This is a genomic window from Zafaria cholistanensis, from assembly GCF_008580665.1.
GTDB classification, from domain to species: domain Bacteria; phylum Actinomycetota; class Actinomycetes; order Actinomycetales; family Micrococcaceae; genus Zafaria; species Zafaria cholistanensis.
Map to the genome: position 1 here is coordinate 1 of NZ_BKDJ01000025.1, position 15898 is coordinate 15898.

Annotated in this window: 15 protein-coding genes, 1 tRNA gene and 2 pseudogenes; 3 read left to right on the plus strand and 15 right to left on the minus strand. The window is 69.1% G+C overall.

What is annotated here, in order from left to right; genetic code table 11:
- Positions 1-184: pseudogene (locus NCCP_RS14510) on the plus strand (hypothetical protein); the annotation flags it as partial.
- 201 nt (positions 185-385) lie between these two features.
- A pseudogene (locus tag NCCP_RS15365) lies at positions 386-541 on the plus strand (aldehyde dehydrogenase family protein); the annotation flags it as partial.
- Positions 542-833: 292 nt separating this feature from the next.
- On the opposite strand, the gene nrdF reads toward NCCP_RS15365, so the two are convergent.
- From nrdF to nrdH, 4 genes are all read right to left on the minus strand, one after another.
- Positions 834-1808, minus strand: a complete 975-nt coding sequence (gene nrdF, locus NCCP_RS14520; protein ID WP_149958005.1) for a class 1b ribonucleoside-diphosphate reductase subunit beta — start codon at positions 1806-1808, stop codon at positions 834-836.
- Positions 1809-1931: 123 nt separating this feature from the next.
- The gene (gene nrdE / locus NCCP_RS14525) at positions 1932-4073 is read right to left on the minus strand and encodes a class 1b ribonucleoside-diphosphate reductase subunit alpha (protein WP_149958016.1); all 2142 of its coding nucleotides are present in this window, start codon (positions 4071-4073) and stop codon (positions 1932-1934) included.
- A complete protein-coding gene (nrdI, locus tag NCCP_RS14530; protein WP_149958006.1) occupies positions 4070-4549 on the minus strand; it encodes a class Ib ribonucleoside-diphosphate reductase assembly flavoprotein NrdI in 480 nt (159 codons plus the stop codon). The genes nrdE and nrdI overlap by 4 nt, the downstream gene beginning before the upstream one ends.
- Positions 4550-4583: 34 nt before the next feature.
- Entirely contained in the window at positions 4584-4826 is a 243-nt protein-coding gene (gene nrdH / locus NCCP_RS14535; RefSeq protein ID WP_149958007.1) for a glutaredoxin-like protein NrdH, read from the minus strand.
- 612 nt (positions 4827-5438) lie between these two features.
- On the opposite strand from nrdH, the gene NCCP_RS14540 reads away from it, so the two are divergent.
- Positions 5439-6713, plus strand: a complete 1275-nt coding sequence (locus tag NCCP_RS14540; protein WP_172627421.1) for a heparan-alpha-glucosaminide N-acetyltransferase domain-containing protein — start codon at positions 5439-5441, stop codon at positions 6711-6713.
- A 77-nt stretch (positions 6714-6790) separates the two neighbouring features.
- On the opposite strand, the gene NCCP_RS14545 is transcribed toward NCCP_RS14540, so the two are convergent.
- The 11 genes from NCCP_RS14545 to NCCP_RS15065 form a co-directional block, all read right to left on the minus strand.
- A tRNA-Ala gene (locus NCCP_RS14545) sits at positions 6791-6863 on the minus strand.
- Between the two features lie 174 nt (positions 6864-7037).
- Complete coding sequence (gene rsfS / locus NCCP_RS14550; protein ID WP_149958009.1) at positions 7038-7445, minus strand: ribosome silencing factor; 408 nt, start codon at positions 7443-7445, stop codon at positions 7038-7040.
- A 40-nt stretch (positions 7446-7485) separates the two neighbouring features.
- Positions 7486-8709 carry a hypothetical protein gene (locus tag NCCP_RS14555; RefSeq protein ID WP_149958010.1) on the minus strand — a complete coding sequence of 408 codons (1224 nt, stop codon included), beginning with the start codon at positions 8707-8709 and terminating at the stop codon, positions 7486-7488.
- A 955-nt stretch (positions 8710-9664) separates the two neighbouring features.
- A complete protein-coding gene (nadD, locus tag NCCP_RS14560) occupies positions 9665-10240 on the minus strand; it encodes a nicotinate-nucleotide adenylyltransferase (RefSeq protein WP_149958011.1) in 576 nt (191 codons plus the stop codon).
- Between the two features lie 46 nt (positions 10241-10286).
- Entirely contained in the window at positions 10287-10493 is a 207-nt protein-coding gene (locus NCCP_RS14565) for a hypothetical protein (RefSeq protein ID WP_149958012.1), read from the minus strand.
- Between the two features lie 115 nt (positions 10494-10608).
- The gene (locus tag NCCP_RS14570; protein ID WP_149958013.1) at positions 10609-11943 is read right to left on the minus strand and encodes a glutamate-5-semialdehyde dehydrogenase; all 1335 of its coding nucleotides are present in this window, start codon (positions 11941-11943) and stop codon (positions 10609-10611) included.
- Positions 11944-12028: 85 nt separating this feature from the next.
- Positions 12029-13153: a glutamate 5-kinase gene (proB, locus tag NCCP_RS14575; protein WP_149958017.1), complete on the minus strand. Its 1125-nt coding sequence runs from the start codon at positions 13151-13153 to the stop codon at positions 12029-12031.
- A gap of 16 nt (positions 13154-13169) precedes the next feature.
- Entirely contained in the window at positions 13170-14738 is a 1569-nt protein-coding gene (gene obgE, locus NCCP_RS14580; RefSeq protein ID WP_149958014.1) for a GTPase ObgE, read from the minus strand.
- Between the two features lie 117 nt (positions 14739-14855).
- Positions 14856-15110 carry a 50S ribosomal protein L27 gene (rpmA, locus tag NCCP_RS14585; protein WP_149958015.1) on the minus strand — a complete coding sequence of 85 codons (255 nt, stop codon included), beginning with the start codon at positions 15108-15110 and terminating at the stop codon, positions 14856-14858.
- 50 nt (positions 15111-15160) lie between these two features.
- A complete protein-coding gene (gene rplU, locus NCCP_RS14590; RefSeq protein ID WP_149958018.1) occupies positions 15161-15469 on the minus strand; it encodes a 50S ribosomal protein L21 in 309 nt (102 codons plus the stop codon).
- Between the two features lie 207 nt (positions 15470-15676).
- The coding region (locus tag NCCP_RS15065; protein WP_172627422.1) for a hypothetical protein at positions 15677-15898 on the minus strand (222 nt) is incomplete at its 5' end.

Below are 15898 nucleotides of genomic sequence, written 5' to 3' on the forward strand. Positions count from 1 at the left end.
GGTCATCGGCGCCCTCTCCTCCGAACTCTCCGGATACGGAGGCCCACTCGAACTGGCCATCGGCGTCGGCATCCTCCTGCTGTCCCTGATCCTCTACGTCATCCGCCGCCGCTTCCAGGACCGCATGTCCCTGCTCCGCGAACCCCACACACAAAACCCCTCAACCCACGCACACCACGTATAGGACGCTTCACGGCTCTCCATCACCACGTAAGTCGCTGAAATGTCATTCAACGAGGGCCGCCCTGCGCTCCCCCGAAAAGACAGTGGTTCAAACGGAAAAGCGGCTCGCAGTTCCACGGTGTTCGTGAGAGCACTCACGCAGCAAGGGCTGACCGGGTCCATGGGCCGGGTCGGGGCGTGCGGGAACAAGGCCCGCTAAGCCGCCGCGCACATCGGGGCCGGAACCGTGTGGATCAACAAGCACGGCGCCGTGGACCCGCGCATGCCCTTCGGCGGGGCCAAGCAATCCGGATACGGCCTGGAGTTCGGCACCGAGGGCCTCAAGCACCTCGCCCAGCCCCAGGTCATCAACTACTAGACCCAAACGGCGGGACCGCCCCACGGGGCGGTCCCGTTCTGCTTTCACTTCCCAGCGCTTCTACCTGTTCAAGCGCCAGCCAGCCGTCCAGTCCCGCTCCGCCAGCTAAGCGGCGACCCGCCAACCAACCTCAGGCCTCACATCCCCCGCTGCCTTTCGGATTACCTCCCGGCGACGCTACGCCGCCGGGAGGTAATGGCGGAGGCTAGTCACGACTAAGTCGCGAGTACGTTTGCAAAACGTCGCGCAAACTCTGCAAAAGTCGCACCTGGACGTTCACGTCACAACAGGCCTAGAAGTCCCAGTCCTCGTCCTCGGTGTTCACGGCCTTGCCGATCACGTAGGAGGAACCCGACCCCGAGAAGAAGTCGTGGTTCTCGTCGGCGTTGGGTGAGAGCGCGGAGAGGATTGCCGGGTTCACGTCGGTGACGGTGGCCGGGAACATCGCCTCGTAGCCCAGGTTCATCAGGGCCTTGTTGGCGTTGTAGTGCAGGAACTTCTTGACGTCCTCGCTCAGGCCCACTCCGTCGTAGAGGTCGTGGGTGTACTGGACCTCGTTCTCGTACAGCTCGAAGAGCAGCTCGTACGTCCAGTCCTTCAGCTCCTGCCTGCGCTCCTCGGACAGGCCTTCGAGGCCCTTCTGGAACTTGTAGCCGATGTAGTACCCGTGCACGGCCTCGTCGCGGATGATCAGGCGGATCAGGTCGGCGGTGTTTGTCAGCTTGGCGCGGGAGGACCAGTACATCGGCAGGTAGAAGCCGGAGTAGAAGAGGAAGGACTCCAGCAGCGTGGAGGCGATCTTCTTCTTCAGCGGGTCGTCGCCCAGGTAGTAGCTCTCGACGATCTGCGCCTTCTTCTGCAGGTTCGGGTTCTCCACGGACCAGCGGAAGGCGTCGTCGATCTCCTTGGTGGAGCACAGGGTGGAGAAGATCGAGGAGTAGGACTTCGCGTGCACCGACTCCATGAAAGCGATGTTGGTGTACACGGCCTCCTCGTGCGGAGTGAGCGCGTCCGGGATCAGCGAGACCGCACCGACGGTGCCCTGGAGGGTGTCCAGCAGGGTCAGTCCGGTGAAGACGCGCATGGTGAGCGTCTTCTCCTCCGCGGTCAGCGTGCCCCAGGACTGGATGTCGTTGGACAGCGGCACCTTCTCCGGCAGCCAAAAGTTGTTGACCAGCCGGTTCCAGACCTCGACGTCCTTCTCGTCCTGGATGCGGTTCCAGTTGATGGCCTCGACGTGGCTGAGCAGCTTGACCTTCTCGGTCATCTCGATTCCTGTCTTTCTCTTGCGTAAGTCGTTCTATAGGTGCGCGTACGACGGCGGGTCTCCCCCGCCGTCGTACGCCTCAGTGCCGTGCGGTCCGCGCGGCCAAAATTGATACGAAGCCTGCTACAAAGCGCAGGAGACGCAACCCTCCACCTCGGTGCCCTCCAGGGCGAGCTGGCGCAGGCGGATGTAGTAGAGCGTCTTGATGCCCTTGCGCCACGCGTAAATCTGCGCCTTGTTGATGTCGCGCGTGGTGGCCGTGTCCTTGAAGAACAGGGTCAGGGACAGGCCCTGGTCCACGTGCTGGGTCGCCGCGGCGTAGGTGTCGATGATCTTCTCGTAGCCGATCTCGTACGCGTCCTGGTAGTACTCCAGGTTCTCGTTGGTCAGGTACGGCGCCGGGTAGTAGACGCGGCCAATCTTGCCTTCCTTGCGGATCTCGATCTTCGCGGCCACCGGATGGATGGAGGAGGTCGAGTTGTTGATGTAGGAGATCGATCCGGTCGGCGGGACGGCCTGCAGGTTCTGGTTGTAGATGCCGTGCTCCATGACGGAAGCCTTCAGCGCCAGCCAGTCCTCGCGGGTGGGGATGTGGGTGCCCGCGAAGAGCTCGCGGACGCGCTCCGTCTCCGGGGCCCACTCGCGCTCGGTGTACTTGTCGAAGAACTCCCCGGAGGCGTACTTGGAGTCGGCGAACCCGCCGAACGTCTCCCCCTTCTCGATCGCGAGGAGGTTGGAGGCCCGCAGCGCGTGGAAGAGCACCGTGTAGAAGTAGATGTTGGTGAAGTCCAGGCCCTCGGCGGAGCCGTAGTGGACGTGCTCGCGGGCCAGGTAGCCGTGCAGGTTCATCTGCCCGAGGCCGATCGCGTGCGACTTCGCGTTGCCCTCGGCGATGGAGGGCACCGAGTTGATGTGGGACATGTCCGAGACCGCGGAGAGCGCGCGGATGGCGGTCTCGATGGACGCGCCGAAGTCCGGCGAGTCCATGGTCTTGGCGATGTTCATCGAGCCCAGGTTGCAGGAGATGTCCTTACCCACGGTCTGGTAGCCCAGGTCCTCGTTGTAGACCGAGGGGGTGGACACCTGCAGGATCTCCGAGCACAGGTTGCTCATGGTGATCTTGCCCTTGATCGGGTTCTCCCGGTTCACCGTGTCCTCGAACATGATGTACGGGTAGCCGGACTCGAACTGGATCTCGGCGAGGGTCTGGAAGAATTCGCGGGCGTTGATCTTGGTCTTCTTGATCCGTGCGTCGTCGACCATCTCGTAGTACTTCTCGGAGACGTTGACGTCGGAGAAGGGGATCCCGTAGACGCGCTGGACGTCGTACGGGGAGAACAGGTACATGTCCTCGTTCTTCTTGGCCAGTTCGAAGGTGATGTCCGGAATCACGACGCCCAGGGAGAGGGTCTTGATGCGGATCTTCTCGTCGGCGTTCTCCCGCTTGGTGTCCAGGAAGCGGTAGATGTCCGGGTGGTGCGCGTGCAGGTACACCGCGCCGGCGCCCTGGCGGGCCCCGAGCTGGTTGGCGTAGGAGAAGGAGTCTTCGAGGAGCTTCATCACGGGGATGACGCCGGAGGACTGGTTCTCGATCTGCTTGATCGGCGCGCCGTACTCGCGGATGTTGGTCAGGGACAGCGCCACGCCGCCGCCGCGCTTGGACAGCTGCAGCGAGGAGTTGATGCCGCGGGCGATCGACTCCATGTTGTCCTCGACGCGCAGCAGGAAGCAGGAGACCAGCTCGCCGCGCTGGGCCTTGCCGGCGTTGAGGAACGTCGGGGTGGCGGGCTGGAAGCGGCCGTCGATGATCTCGTCGACCAGCGACTCGGCCAGCTTCTCGTCACCGCGGGCCAGGTGCAGGGCCACCATGCAGACGCGGTCCTCGTAGCGCTCCAGGTAGCGCTTGCCGTCGAAGGTCTTCAGCGTGTAGCTGGTGTAGAACTTGAAGGCGCCCAGGAAGGTCTCGAAGCGGAACTTCTTGGCGTAGGCACGCTTGAACAGGTCACGGATGAAGTTCATCGTGTACTGATCCAGCGTCTCGCGCTCGTAGTAGTCGTGCTTGACCAGGTAGTCGAGCTTCTCGTCCAGGTCGTGGAAGAACACGGTGTTGTTGTTCACGTGTTCCAGGAAGTACTGGCGCGCCGCGGCGCGGTCCGCCTCGAACTGAATCTTCCCGTCCTGCCCGTACAGGTTCAGCATGGCGTTCAGCTCGTGGTAGCCGAGCCCCTGCCAAGCCGCCGGGAGATCCTTGCCGTCCTTCTTCACGGCCGGTTCTGTGACTTTGGTGTCCAAAACTCTTCCAATCCTTCGCGTACGCGGTCCACGTCCTCGGACGTGCCCATAAGTTCAAAGCGGTAAAGCAAGGGCACGTCGCACTTGGCGGCGATCTTCATCGCCGCGAGGCAGTAGGCCTTGCCGAAGTTGGTGTTCCCGGCGCCGATCACCCCGCGCAGCAGGGAGCGGTTGCGCTCGTCATTCAGGAACCGCACGACCTGCGGCGGCACCGAGTGCCGTCCCTCTTCCCCACCATAGGTGGGCAGGACCAGCACGAACGGCCGGGTGGCCACGAGCCGCGGCCCGGTGGCATAGAGCGGGATGCGCGCGCACGGGAGACCCAGCTTCTCCATGAACCGCTTGGTGTAGCCGGAGGCCGAGGAGAAGTAGACCAGGTCGCAGTCCGTGGCCGACTCCGGGACGGACCCGGCGCCGCGCGCCGGGTCCGCCAAGGTGTTGGCGGTCATGCCGGGAGTCCTTTGCGCCGGAGGCGTGGTGCCGCTAGGCGACGGAGGAGACGGCCTGGGCCAGCTCCTCGATCTTGTCGGGGCGGAAGCCGGACCAGTGGTCGGCCTCGGTGATGACAACCGGAGCCTGCATGTAGCCGAGGGCGCGCACGCGCTCCAGGGCCTCGGGGTCCTGGGAAATGTCCACGCTCTGGTAGGCGATGCCCTTCTTGTCCAAGGCGCGGTAGGTGGCGTTGCACTGTACACAGGCGGGCTTCGTGTAAACCGTGACGGTCATGTCCTGTTCCCCTTTGGTCCGGAAGCTTCTAATTCGAAAATCTGTGGTGTTTCGTGGCTGCCGCGCTGGCGCCGTGGTGGGCGTCTCAACCGCGGGTTCGGGGTGGTTTCCCCGAATGGGTCTCCTGCCTCGCCAGCGATCCCAATACTACATCTAGTGGGAGGGGCGGGACTCGACCCCAAGATGTTGTCTTACAAGTATGTCATTCGTCCACCGCCCCGTCCACACCAAGTGTGGAAAAACCGGGCCCGGATTTCCGCGGAATTTAGCGTATTTGCTTCCGCAATCCACACCCTGTGGAGGACTCGCACAGAGTTTCGAAAAGGGGCGTGTCGGCCCGTTCCGGCGTGTCGCGCCCCGGCCGTTCCCGCCGCGGGCAAGGCCCCTGGCAAGGCCACCTGCACGGCCTTGCCACGGGCCGCCGGCGGTGCCACGATGACCGGAACACACCGGGGCACCGGACCGCGCCAGCCGGGTTCCGTCCCCCGTTCCGCCGCCGCCGTGCCCGCTTCGCGCCGGGCACGAGGGAGACGGCAGCACGAGGGACACGGAAGCACGAGGAATACGGCGGGCACGACGGCGGGAGCCGCCGGCAGGGGGAGGAGGACCATCATGGACCAGCCGTCCGAAAATCCTGCGCCCGCTCCCGGCGGCCCGTCCCCGGGACCTGCCGCCGGGACTGGCTTTCCGGACGCCCCGCGCTCCCCCGCCGGCGCCGGCGCTGGGGCCGGCCAGCCAGGCAAGGCCCGGATCCTGGCGGTGGATGCCGCACGGTGCCTTGCCCTGATCGGCATGATGGGCGTGCATGTGCTGCCTGAGGCCAACCCGGCGGATGAACCCTCCGCGACGTGGATCCTGTTCGCGGGCCGCGCCTCCGCCCTCTTCGCACTGCTGGCCGGCGTCTCGCTGGCCTTCGGCTCCGGAGGGCGCACCCTGCTGCGGGGCCAGGCCCTGAAGGCCGCCCGCGTGGGGACCGCCGCCCGGGCGCTGCTGGTCCTGGCCATTGGCCTGCTGATCGGTTACACGGAGCCGGACGTGGAAATCATCCTGGCCTACTACGGGGTGATGTTCCTGCTGGCGGTGCCCCTCCTGGGCCTGGGTCCGCGGGCCCTGGCGGGCCTGTGCGCAGTGTTTGCGCTGGCCGGGCCGGTCCTCATGCTGGCCCTGCAGGATGTGCTGCCGGCCTCCCCGGACGGGAATCCCACCCTCACCTCGCTGCTGGGCGACCCCTGGGTGACCGCCACCCAGCTTCTGTTCACGGGCGGCTATCCCGCCGTGCCGTGGATGGCCTACATGTGCGCGGGCCTGGCCATTGGACGGATGGACCTCGGGGCCCGCCTGGACCTGGGGGCCCGCCGCACCGGGAAGCGGCTGCTGGGTTTCGGGGTCCTGCTCGCTGCGGGCGCGTGGGCGGTTTCGGGCCTGGCGACCGCCTGGGCGTGGGACCTGGGGTGGCGGCAGACGGCCCGCATGCTGGTGCATGGCCGCGATGCGCGGTTCGAGGAAGACTCCTGGTGGTGGCTGGCCGCCTCAACCCCGTACTCGGACATGCCTTTGGAGCTGGTGCACACCATCGGCACCGCCATGGTGGCGCTGGGGGTCCTGCTGCTGGCGGGGCGGGCGCTGCGCCAGGTCATCGAGGTCCTGGCTCCGGCGGGGAGCATGACCCTGACCCTCTATTCGGCGCACCTCCTCTTCCTGTCCGTGGGGCTGCTCGGCGGCAGCCCCTTCGAGTCCTTCGGACTCCAGGTGGGGGCAGCCCTGCTGGTTGGGGTCCTGTGGCACAACCTGGTGGGCCGGGGCCCGCTGGAGGCCGCGGTTTCGGCCGTTTCCACACGGGCCCGCGCCCGGGTGGGAGGCGGCGATACCCGCCGTCGTGCGCCCTGACCTGCCGGGAACACCTGCCGGGAACGCGAAGGGAGCCGTTTCCCGGGCGGAAAACGGCTCCCTCAGCTGCTCTTCGGTGGAGGTAAGGGGATTCGAACCCCTGACCTTCTGCATGCCATGCAGACGCGCTACCAACTGCGCCATACCCCCGAATGGGTGGCTGTCCTGCGGCGTTCCCCGCCGGACAACTCGACCATCATAGGACAGGCCGAAACGGGAACGCAAATCGGCCCCGGCCCGCCGCCGGCCCGCCAACGCCGCGGCGCCGGCATCCGCGAAGGGGTGCCGGCGCCGTGGCGGATGCAGGGGTTGCCCCTGGCGGGACTACTCCGGCTGCGGCTGCCCGGCGGCAGCGCCGGAGGCGGGCTCGCCGGTGGTCGGCAGGTCGATCAGCGGGCAGTCGCCCCACAGGCGCTCCAGCGCATAGAAGACCCGGTCCTCGCTGTGCTGGACGTGGATCACCACGTCGGCGTAGTCGAGCAGGACCCAGCGGCCTTCGCCACGGCCCTCGCGGCGCACCGGGCGCAGCTCGAACTTCTCCAGCAGCACCTCTTCGATGCCGTCGACGATGGCGTTGACCTGGCGTTCGCTCGAGGCCGAGGCGATGAGGAAGGCATCGGTGATGCCCAGCCGGTCGCTCACGTCAAGCGCGACGAGGTTCTCCGCAAGCTTGTCGGCCGCCGCGGTGGCGGCGGTGCGGATCATGTCCAGGGAGTGATCGGTAGCGGTCACTGTGCTCCTTTGAGGGGTGGTGCCAGGCGCGTCTGCGCGCCTAGCGGGCGGTGAAGATCATAACGATGCCCGCCACGAACGCCCCGCCTCCGGCGGTGACGGAACCGGCGGTCAGCATGACGGTGTGGTTGGCCCGGCGCACGCCGGCGGTGAGGTAGTCCAGCGGATCCAGGCCTTGGGCGCGTACCGCGCGCACCGGCTGGACGTTGGGGTCGTCGTCGTCCTGCGGGGCGAGGTCCCGGTCCGCGGCGATGCCGGAGCGGATCCGCCCCAGCGCGCCGCTGAAGCCGAACGCGCGCTCGTCCTCGTCCTCCCCGGACAGGGGGACGACGGCGGGGCGCGGCTGCGGAACGGCGTCCGCGGGTTCGGCCGGGGCCGTCTCCGGCTGCCGGGCCTGCCGCACCTCGCCGGTCGGCTGCAGGTCGGACAGGTCCAGCCGGAAGCCGCTGGTTTCAGGTCCGCGCACCCCGATGTTGGCCAGCATCTTCTCGGCCTGGGGATCGCGCACCTGCATAAGGGCGCCGGTGAACGGGTCCGAACGGACCTTTTCCATGCGCATCGAGTTCGCCTGCTCCAGGCGCTGGCGTTCGGCGGCCCGCCGGCTGATGATCGCGGCACGGGCGGCCAGTTCGCGCTGGCGGGCCAGGACCTCGAGGTCGATCAGCCCACTGTCCTCGTCGAACACGGAGTCGTCCGCGCTGGCCGGGGGCAGCGCGACGGCCGCCATGCGGGCGGCGGAGCGGCGGCGTGCGGCGAGGGCATCCTCAAGGCTGACGTTCCCGGAGGGAGCGTCCTGCGTGGTGGAGGGGCCCACCTTGACGGGCTTGGCCGTCTTGGCCGTCTTGGACAGCACGGGCATGCTCCCGGTCCGCGGCACGGGCTCCTCCCCCATGCCCGGCACGGCCGGAATGGAGCCGGTGGACGGAGCGGCGACGCTTCCGCGCACCACGGGAACAGGACCGGTAGCCGGAGCGGCAGCACCCCCGCGCACCACGGGAACAGGACCGGTAGCCGGAGCGGCGGCAACGGCGCCCGTGGCCGAAGGACGCGGGCGCAACTGCCGGCGGGTCAGCGGCTTCTGGTCCTGGGCGGCGTCCCCCGGCTCGCGGGTGGCCGACCGGGCCGCAACCTGCTCGAGCCGGCGCAGTTCGCGCAACACCTCGCGGTCGCGGGCACGCTGCTGGGAACTGCGTTCGGGACGGGCCGGAGCACCTGAGGCGGCGTCCCGTGCCGGACCGTGGGCCTGATCCTTGCCACCGGACACGGGACGCGCGGGCTGCGGGGCGGAATCGGACCGCACCGCGGCAGCTGACGGGACCGCAGTGGCGCGAGGGGCGGAAGCGCCCGGTGCCGCGGGACGGGGCCCCGGGTTCCGCGCCTCCCCTAGCATGACCGCGGAGGACCCGGCTGCGGCTGATCCGGCCACGGGCGACCCGGGCGCCAAGGGCACGGGTGTCGATGCTGCGGCTGCGGATGGACGCTGCGCCCGGGGACGAAGGCTGGCCGGGGAGCCCTGAACCTTCTTCGGGACGCCCTGCACCGGCCCTGCGGCCTGCGCCTCCGCGGCGGCCTTAGCCTGGGGACCGGCCTTGCCCGCAGCCGGCTGGGGCGCTGCCGGCCGCTCGGTCCGCACCTTCGCCTGCCCGGAAGCGGCAGCTCCAGCCCCCGTGGGGCCGGGCCGGAACGGGCCGGACTGGACTGGACTGGACTGGACTGGACTGGACTGGCCTAGGCCGGACTGGCCTGGGCCGGACTGGCCTGGGCCGGACTGGCCTGGGCCGGACTGGATTGTACTGGACCGGACAGGAGTACCGGCTTGCCCGGCGGGGTCGGAGGGCGCGGGAGTGCCGGCTGGCGCGGCGGCTTGGGCCGCCGCGGAGCGGGCCCGGACCGCCGCGCGGGTCAGGCCGGCATGGTTCGCCGGAGCACCGACGGGCCTGCCCGCCTCGGAACCCTGGGGGCGGACCTTCTGGGCGTCCCTGGCCTGAGAGTCTTTGGCCTGAGCGTCCCTGACCTGAGTGCCCCTGGCTTGGGCGCCCCGGGGGTGCGTGTCCGGAGAGGGGGCGGGCCGGACGAGAGGCTTCTGCCCCGTCGCCGGCGGACCGGTGGCCTCCGCAGACGCGCCGGAGAGCGCCGCCTCGGCCGCACGCCGTTGCTCACGCAGGGCCCGTCGGCTGAGGGCCATGCCCTGGTCGTCACTCATGAGGTCCATTTCCCGGCTAAGCTCGTTCGCCGCCGTCGTCGTTGTACAACTTGTACTTGGCGATGTACTGCACCACGCCGTCCGGCACCAGGTACCAGACGGGCTTGCGCCGCCGCACCCGGTTCCGGCAGTCCGTCGAGGAGATGGCCATGGCCGGAACCTCGAGCAGGCTGATGTTGCCCCGCCCGTTGTCGGACAGTTCATGTCCGGGCCGCGTGACGCCCACGAAGTGCGCCAGCGTCCACAACTCCTCGATGTCCTTCCAGGACACGATTTGGGCCATGGCGTCGGCGCCGGTGATGAAGAACAGTTCCGCGTTTGGCCGCTGCCGGCGCAGGTCGCGGAGGGTGTCGATCGTGTAGGTCGGCCCGGGACGGTCGATGTCCACCCGGCTGACCGTGAAATGCGGATTCGAAGCGGTGGCGATCACCGTCATCAGGTAGCGGTGCTCCGAATCGGTGACGCTCCGCCCGGCCTTCTGCCATGGTTCGCCGGTGGGCACGAAGACCACCTCGTCCAGCCCGAACTCTGCCGCGACCTCGGAGGCCGCCACCAGGTGTCCGTGGTGGATGGGGTCGAACGTGCCACCCATGACGCCCAGGCGGAACGGCCGGGCGGGCGCCTCGGCGTCGGACAGGCTAGTGATGTCCGTGCTTGTTGGTGTGCTGGCGGTGCATGTCCGCGACCTCGGCGTGCGCCTCGTGGCGGCGGCCGACGTTCGTGTAGGACGCGGTCACCAGAAGGGCCAGCAGGAAGAAGGCCATGATGCCGCCACCAATAAGCAGTGCCGTGTTTCCGGAGGTGGATTCGGCCTCGGCGGCCGCGCTGAGCAGCGGAACGAGCATGTCTCTTCCTTTTCAGGTTGTCGCCGTACGACCCCCGCGGGCCCGGAAAGACCCGCGGGAAGCGCTTGGCGCGGTTGGATGCGTGGGTTCTATCGTACCTGCGTTGCGGAGGGGGTCACGACCTGACGTGGCCGTCGCCCTGCACGATCCACTTGGTCGTGGTGAGCTCGCGCAGACCCATGGGCCCGCGCGCATGCATCTTTTGGGTGGAGATTCCGACCTCCGCGCCCAGGCCCAGCTGCCCGCCGTCGGTGAAGCGGGTGGAGGCGTTGACGATCACCGCGGCCGAGTCCACCTCGGCGATGAAGCGCTCGGCATTGGCGAGGTCGTTAGTGAGGATCGCCTCGGTGTGCCCGGTAGACCAAGTGCGGATGTGCTCCATGGCGGCGTCGAGGCCGTCGACCACGCGTACGGCAAGGTCAAGGTCCATGTACTCGGTGGCCCAGTCCTCCTCAGTGGCCGGGACGGTGGCGACCTCCGGGACCAGGGCGGCGGCGCGTTCGTCGGCATGCAGGCGCACGCCGGCACCCGCCAGGGCGGTGAGCACGTCGGCGGCGGCGGCGGCCTTCGGGTGGATCAGCAGCGTCTCCACGGTGTTGCACACCGAGGGACGCTGGGTCTTGGCATTGAGCAGGATCGCCACCGCGTCGGCGGAGGTGGCGGACTCGTCCAGGTAGATGTGGACGTTGCCTTCGCCGGTCTCGATGACCGGTACCGTGGCGTTCGTCACCACGGACTGGATCAGCGAGCGGCCTCCGCGCGGGATCAGGACGTCGACCTTGCCGCGGGCTGCCATCAGGGCGGTGGCCCCGGCGCGCCCCCACGGGTCCACGCTCTGCACCGCGTCGGCGGGCAGGCCGGCGGCCTCGAGGGCTTCGCGGATCAGGGCAAGCAGGGCCTTGTTGGTTTCCGCCGCGGCGGATCCGCCGCGCAGCAGCACGGCGTTGCCGCTCTTCAGGGCCAAACCGGCAATGTCCACGGTGACGTTGGGGCGGGCCTCGTAGATGGCGCCGACCACGCCCATGGGCACGTGCACCTGGCGCAGGCGCAGTCCGTTGGGCAGGGTCTGGCCGCGCAGCACCGTACCGACCGGGTCCGGCAGGCCGGCGAGTTCGTGCAGGGCCGCGATCAGTCCGTCCACGCGGGCGTCGTCCAGGCGCAGGCGGTCCAGCAGCGCCGCGCCCGTGCCTGCGGCAGCCTCGCGCTCGAGGTCCCTGGCGTTGGCGGCGATCACGTCCGCGCGCCCGGAGTCCAGGGCGCCGGCAATGGACACCAGGGCATGGTCCTTGAGGTTGCGGTCGGCGCGGGCAAGCACGCGGGAGGCGACGCGGGCGCGGCCGGCCAGCTGGCCGACGGCCTCCGCGGCGTCCGGCACGGTGTCCGGCGCCGGGGCGGCGGAGGACGCGTCGGCGGGCAGTGCGGTGGAGGCCTGATCGGCGGAAAGGGTCATGGGGACAAGTCTAGTCCGCCCGTCCGGGCCAACGCCCCGCCCGTGTCGAGGATTACGGGCGGATGACCCCGGGGCCCGGGAGGTCCTAGACGACCACCAGGTCGTCGATGTGCACGACCTCGCGCTCGTAGTGGGGGCCCAGGTCGAGGGCCAGCTCATGGGTGCTTCGGCCGAGCATCCGGGGCAGTTCCTGCGCCGAATAGTTGACCAGGCCACGGGCCACGACGCGCCCGTGCCGGTCGGCGATCTCCACCGGGTCCCCGGCCTCGAAGTCGCCGTCCACCCCGGTGATGCCGGCGGGCAGCAGCGAGCGCAGGCCGGACCCGACGGCCGCCACGGCACCGTCGTCGAGCACCAGGCGCCCCTGGGTGGTGGCCAGGTGGGCCAGCCAGAGCAGGCGCACCGGGCGGCGGCCGCCGCGCGTGGAGAACCAGGTGCCCACGTCCTCCCCGGCCAGCGCCGCCGCCGCGTTGGCGGTGGACGTGACCAGGGCCGGGATGCCGGATTCGGCAGCCATGGTGGCAGCCTCCACCTTGGTGACCATGCCGCCGGTGCCGACGCCGGCCTTGCCGGCGCTTCCGATGCGCACGCCCTCGAGGTCCGTGGCCGAGTCCACGCGCGGGATCCGCACGCCGCCTTCCCCGGGCGGGCCGGTATAGACGGAGTCGATGTCGGAGAGCAGCACCAGCGCGTCGGCCTTGACCAGGTGCGCCACCAGCGCGGCGAGCCGGTCGTTGTCGCCAAAGCGGATCTCGTGGGTGGCGACCGTGTCGTTCTCGTTGACGATCGGCACGACCCCCAGGTTCAGCAGCCGGTTGAGGGCGCGGAACGCATTGGCGTACTGCTGGCGGCGGATCAGGTCCTCGGCGGTGAGCAGCACCTGTCCCACCGTGACCCCGTGCGCGCCGAACGCCTGCGTGTAGCGGGCCATCAGCAGGCCCTGCCCCACGGAGGCGGCGGCCTGCTGCCGGGCCAGGTCGCGCGGGCGGCGGGCCAGGCCCAGCGGGGCCAGCCCCGCGGCGATCGCGCCGGAGGAGACGAGGATCAGTTCGACGCCGGCGTTGCGCACCGCGGCGAGCTGGTCCACCAGCCCGCCGAGGGCCTCCTCGGAAATGCCCCCGCCCACTGTGGTCAGCGACGAGGAGCCGACTTTGACGACGATGCGGCCCGCCTGGGGCAACTGGGAGCGGTCCGTGACCGCCGACGGCATGTTGTTGGCCCGCACGCTACTCCCCGTCCTCCGCAGGACGCTGCTGGTGCTTGTAGTTCACCGACTCGGTCCAGATGCCGGCCTTGCGCTCGGCCTCGAGCTCGGCGCGGGCGGCGGCCTTGGCGTCACGGCGGTCCTGCTGCTGCTGGCGCTTCTGCCCGCGGGTGGGGCGGCTGATGTCTTCCATGCGCAGGTCGGTGCCGCGCGGGCCGGCCAGCAGCTCCGCGCCGGCGGCCATGGTGGGCTCCCAGTCGAAGACCACGCCGTCGTCGTCGGTGCCGATGACTACGGCATCGCCGGGCTTGGCGCCCACCTTGAAGAGGCGGTCCTCCACTCCAAGCTTGGCGAGGCGGTCGGCGAGGTATCCTACGGCCTCGTCGTTGGTGAAGTCGGTCTGCTTGACCCAGCGCACGGGCTTTTCGCCCAGGACGCGGAAGAGCGGCTCAAGGTTGCGCTCCTCCCGGCGGATCTCGAAGCCGGCCTCGTTCACGGCGCGCGGGCGCAGCACCTGCACCGGCACGGCGGCTGGGGTTTCCGTGACGGCGGCACGGGCCTGCATGACCAGTTCGGCCATGGCGAAGCTGAGTTCCTTCAGCCCGGCGCGGGTCATCGCGGAGACCTCGAAGACGCGGTAGCCGCGCTTTTCCAGCTCCGGGCGCACGAACTCGGCCATGTCGGCACCGTCCGGCATGTCCACCTTGTTCAGGGCGACCAGGCGCGGGCGCTCGTTCAGCGGGACCACCGTGCCGTCGGCGCCGGCGAAGCTGGCGTCCGTGGCGTAGGCATCGAGCTCGGCCTCAATGGTTTCGAGGTCGGTGATCGGGTTGCGGTCCGATTCCAGGGCACCGCAGTCCAGCACGTGCACCAGGGCGGCGCAGCGCTCGACGTGGCGCAGGAACTCCAGCCCCAGGCCCTTGCCCTCGGAGGCGCCGGGAATCAGGCCCGGCACGTCGGCGACGGTGAAGCGGACGTCGCCGGCCTGGACCACGCCCAGGTTCGGCACCAGCGTGGTGAAAGGGTAGTCCGCGATCTTGGGGCGGGCCGCGGAGAGCGCGGCGATCAGGGAGGACTTCCCGGCGGACGGGTAGCCCACCAGCGCGACGTCGGCAACGGTCTTCAGTTCCAGGACAATGTCCTGCTCCTCGCCGGGGATGCCCAGCAGCGCGAAGCCGGGGGCCTTGCGCTTCTGCGAGGACAGGGCCGCGTTGCCGAGGCCGCCCTGGCCGCCGGCGGCGGCGATGTACTCGGTGCCCTCGCCGACCAGGTCGGCCAGGATCCGGCCGTCGCGGGTCTTCACCACGGTGCCCTCGGGCACGGGCAGGATCAGCGACTCGCCGTGGCGGCCACCGCGCAGGTCGCCCTTGCCGCCCTCGCCGTTCTCGGCGTGGCGGTGGGGGGCGTGGTGGTAGGACAGCAGCGTGGTGGTCTGGTGGTCGACGCGCAGGATCACGTCGCCCCCGTTGCCGCCGTTGCCGCCGTCGGGGCCGCCGAGCGGCTTGAACTTCTCACGCTTGATGGAGACGCAGCCGTGGCCTCCGGCACCGCCGGAAACATGTAGGACCACTCGGTCGACGAACGCTGCCACTGCTGGGAACTCCTCTTGCAAAGGGATGGGCGCCATCGGTGGCGACCCGGGATAAACAACTGGAGGGCGGGCCATCCGGCCCACCCTCCAGTCTAATGAATTGCGGTCGCGACGAAATTAGTCGGCGGTCACAATGTTCACGACGCGGCGTCCGCGGCGGGTGCCAAATTCGACGGCTCCGGCGGTCAGCGCGAACAGGGTGTCGTCGCCGCCGCGGCCGACGTTGGCGCCCGGGTGGAAGTGGGTGCCGCGCTGGCGGACGATGATCTCGCCGGCGGAAACAACCTGGCCACCGAAGCGCTTGACGCCGAGGCGCTGGGCGTTCGAGTCGCGGCCGTTGCGGGTGGAGCTGGCGCCCTTCTTATGTGCCATGGAATATGCCTACCTTAGAAGTTAGAGGGAATCAGAGTTCTCGACCGCACTTAGGCGATGGAGGTGACCTTGACCTTGGTCAGGGCGGAACGGAAGCCCTGGCGCTTCTTGTAGCCGGTCTTGTTCTTGTACTTCTGGATGACGATCTTCGGGCCGCGGAGGTTCTCGACCACCTCTGCCGTCACCTTCACCTTGGCCAGATCGGAGGCCGCGGAGGTCACCTTCTCGCCGTCAACCAGGAGCAGGGCCGGAAGCTCAATGGTGCCACCTGCTACCACCGGGACACGGTCAAGGGTAACCAGGTCTCCAACAGAAACCTTCTCCTGGCGGCCGCCAGCGCGGACAATCGCGTACACCACTTGGGAACTCACTTCTCTCGACGTTTAATACTCTTGCTGCGCATCACTACCCGGAAGAATTTCCAGGATTGCGCTGTGCTGTCACGCCGAGCGGAAGATTCCGATAGCTGGCGTTCGCACCGAAGGTCTAGACTACGCTAGCCCGGCCCGCCGGGGCAAATACTGCGTGCCCCGGCGAGTCGTCAAGACCTTTTTTCTCCAACGATCCTACAGCTCCGAGGCCGGCACGCCGACCCCGAGGATCATCGGCTCGGCCGCCGGGGCGGCCGGAGCGGGGGCGGCCTCCGGGAGCTTGGCCACGTGCGTGGAGCCCTGCCCGGCGCCCGCCACGGCTTCGCTGCGCTCGATCGGCTCGTTGGCCGAGCCTTGGGCGCTGCGCGCCGCCCGCGGGCGGCGGGCACGGCGCGCACGGGCGCCCCCGCCGGACCC

Coding starts and splice junctions, on each gene's coding strand:
- nrdF (WP_149958005.1), bottom strand. CDS start 1,808: ATGACCGAGAAGGTCAAGCTGCTCAGCCACGTCGAGGCCATCAACTGG.
- nrdI (WP_149958006.1), bottom strand. CDS start 4,549: ATGACCGCCAACACCTTGGCGGACCCGGCGCGCGGCGCCGGGTCCGTC.
- nrdH (WP_149958007.1), bottom strand. CDS start 4,826: ATGACCGTCACGGTTTACACGAAGCCCGCCTGTGTACAGTGCAACGCC.
- NCCP_RS14540 (WP_172627421.1), top strand. CDS start 5,439: ATGGACCAGCCGTCCGAAAATCCTGCGCCCGCTCCCGGCGGCCCGTCC.
- nadD (WP_149958011.1), bottom strand. CDS start 10,240: ATGGGTGGCACGTTCGACCCCATCCACCACGGACACCTGGTGGCGGCC.
- NCCP_RS14565 (WP_149958012.1), bottom strand. CDS start 10,493: ATGCTCGTTCCGCTGCTCAGCGCGGCCGCCGAGGCCGAATCCACCTCC.
- NCCP_RS14570 (WP_149958013.1), bottom strand. CDS start 11,943: ATGACCCTTTCCGCCGATCAGGCCTCCACCGCACTGCCCGCCGACGCG.
- proB (WP_149958017.1), bottom strand. CDS start 13,153: ATGCCGTCGGCGGTCACGGACCGCTCCCAGTTGCCCCAGGCGGGCCGC.
- rpmA (WP_149958015.1), bottom strand. CDS start 15,110: ATGGCACATAAGAAGGGCGCCAGCTCCACCCGCAACGGCCGCGACTCG.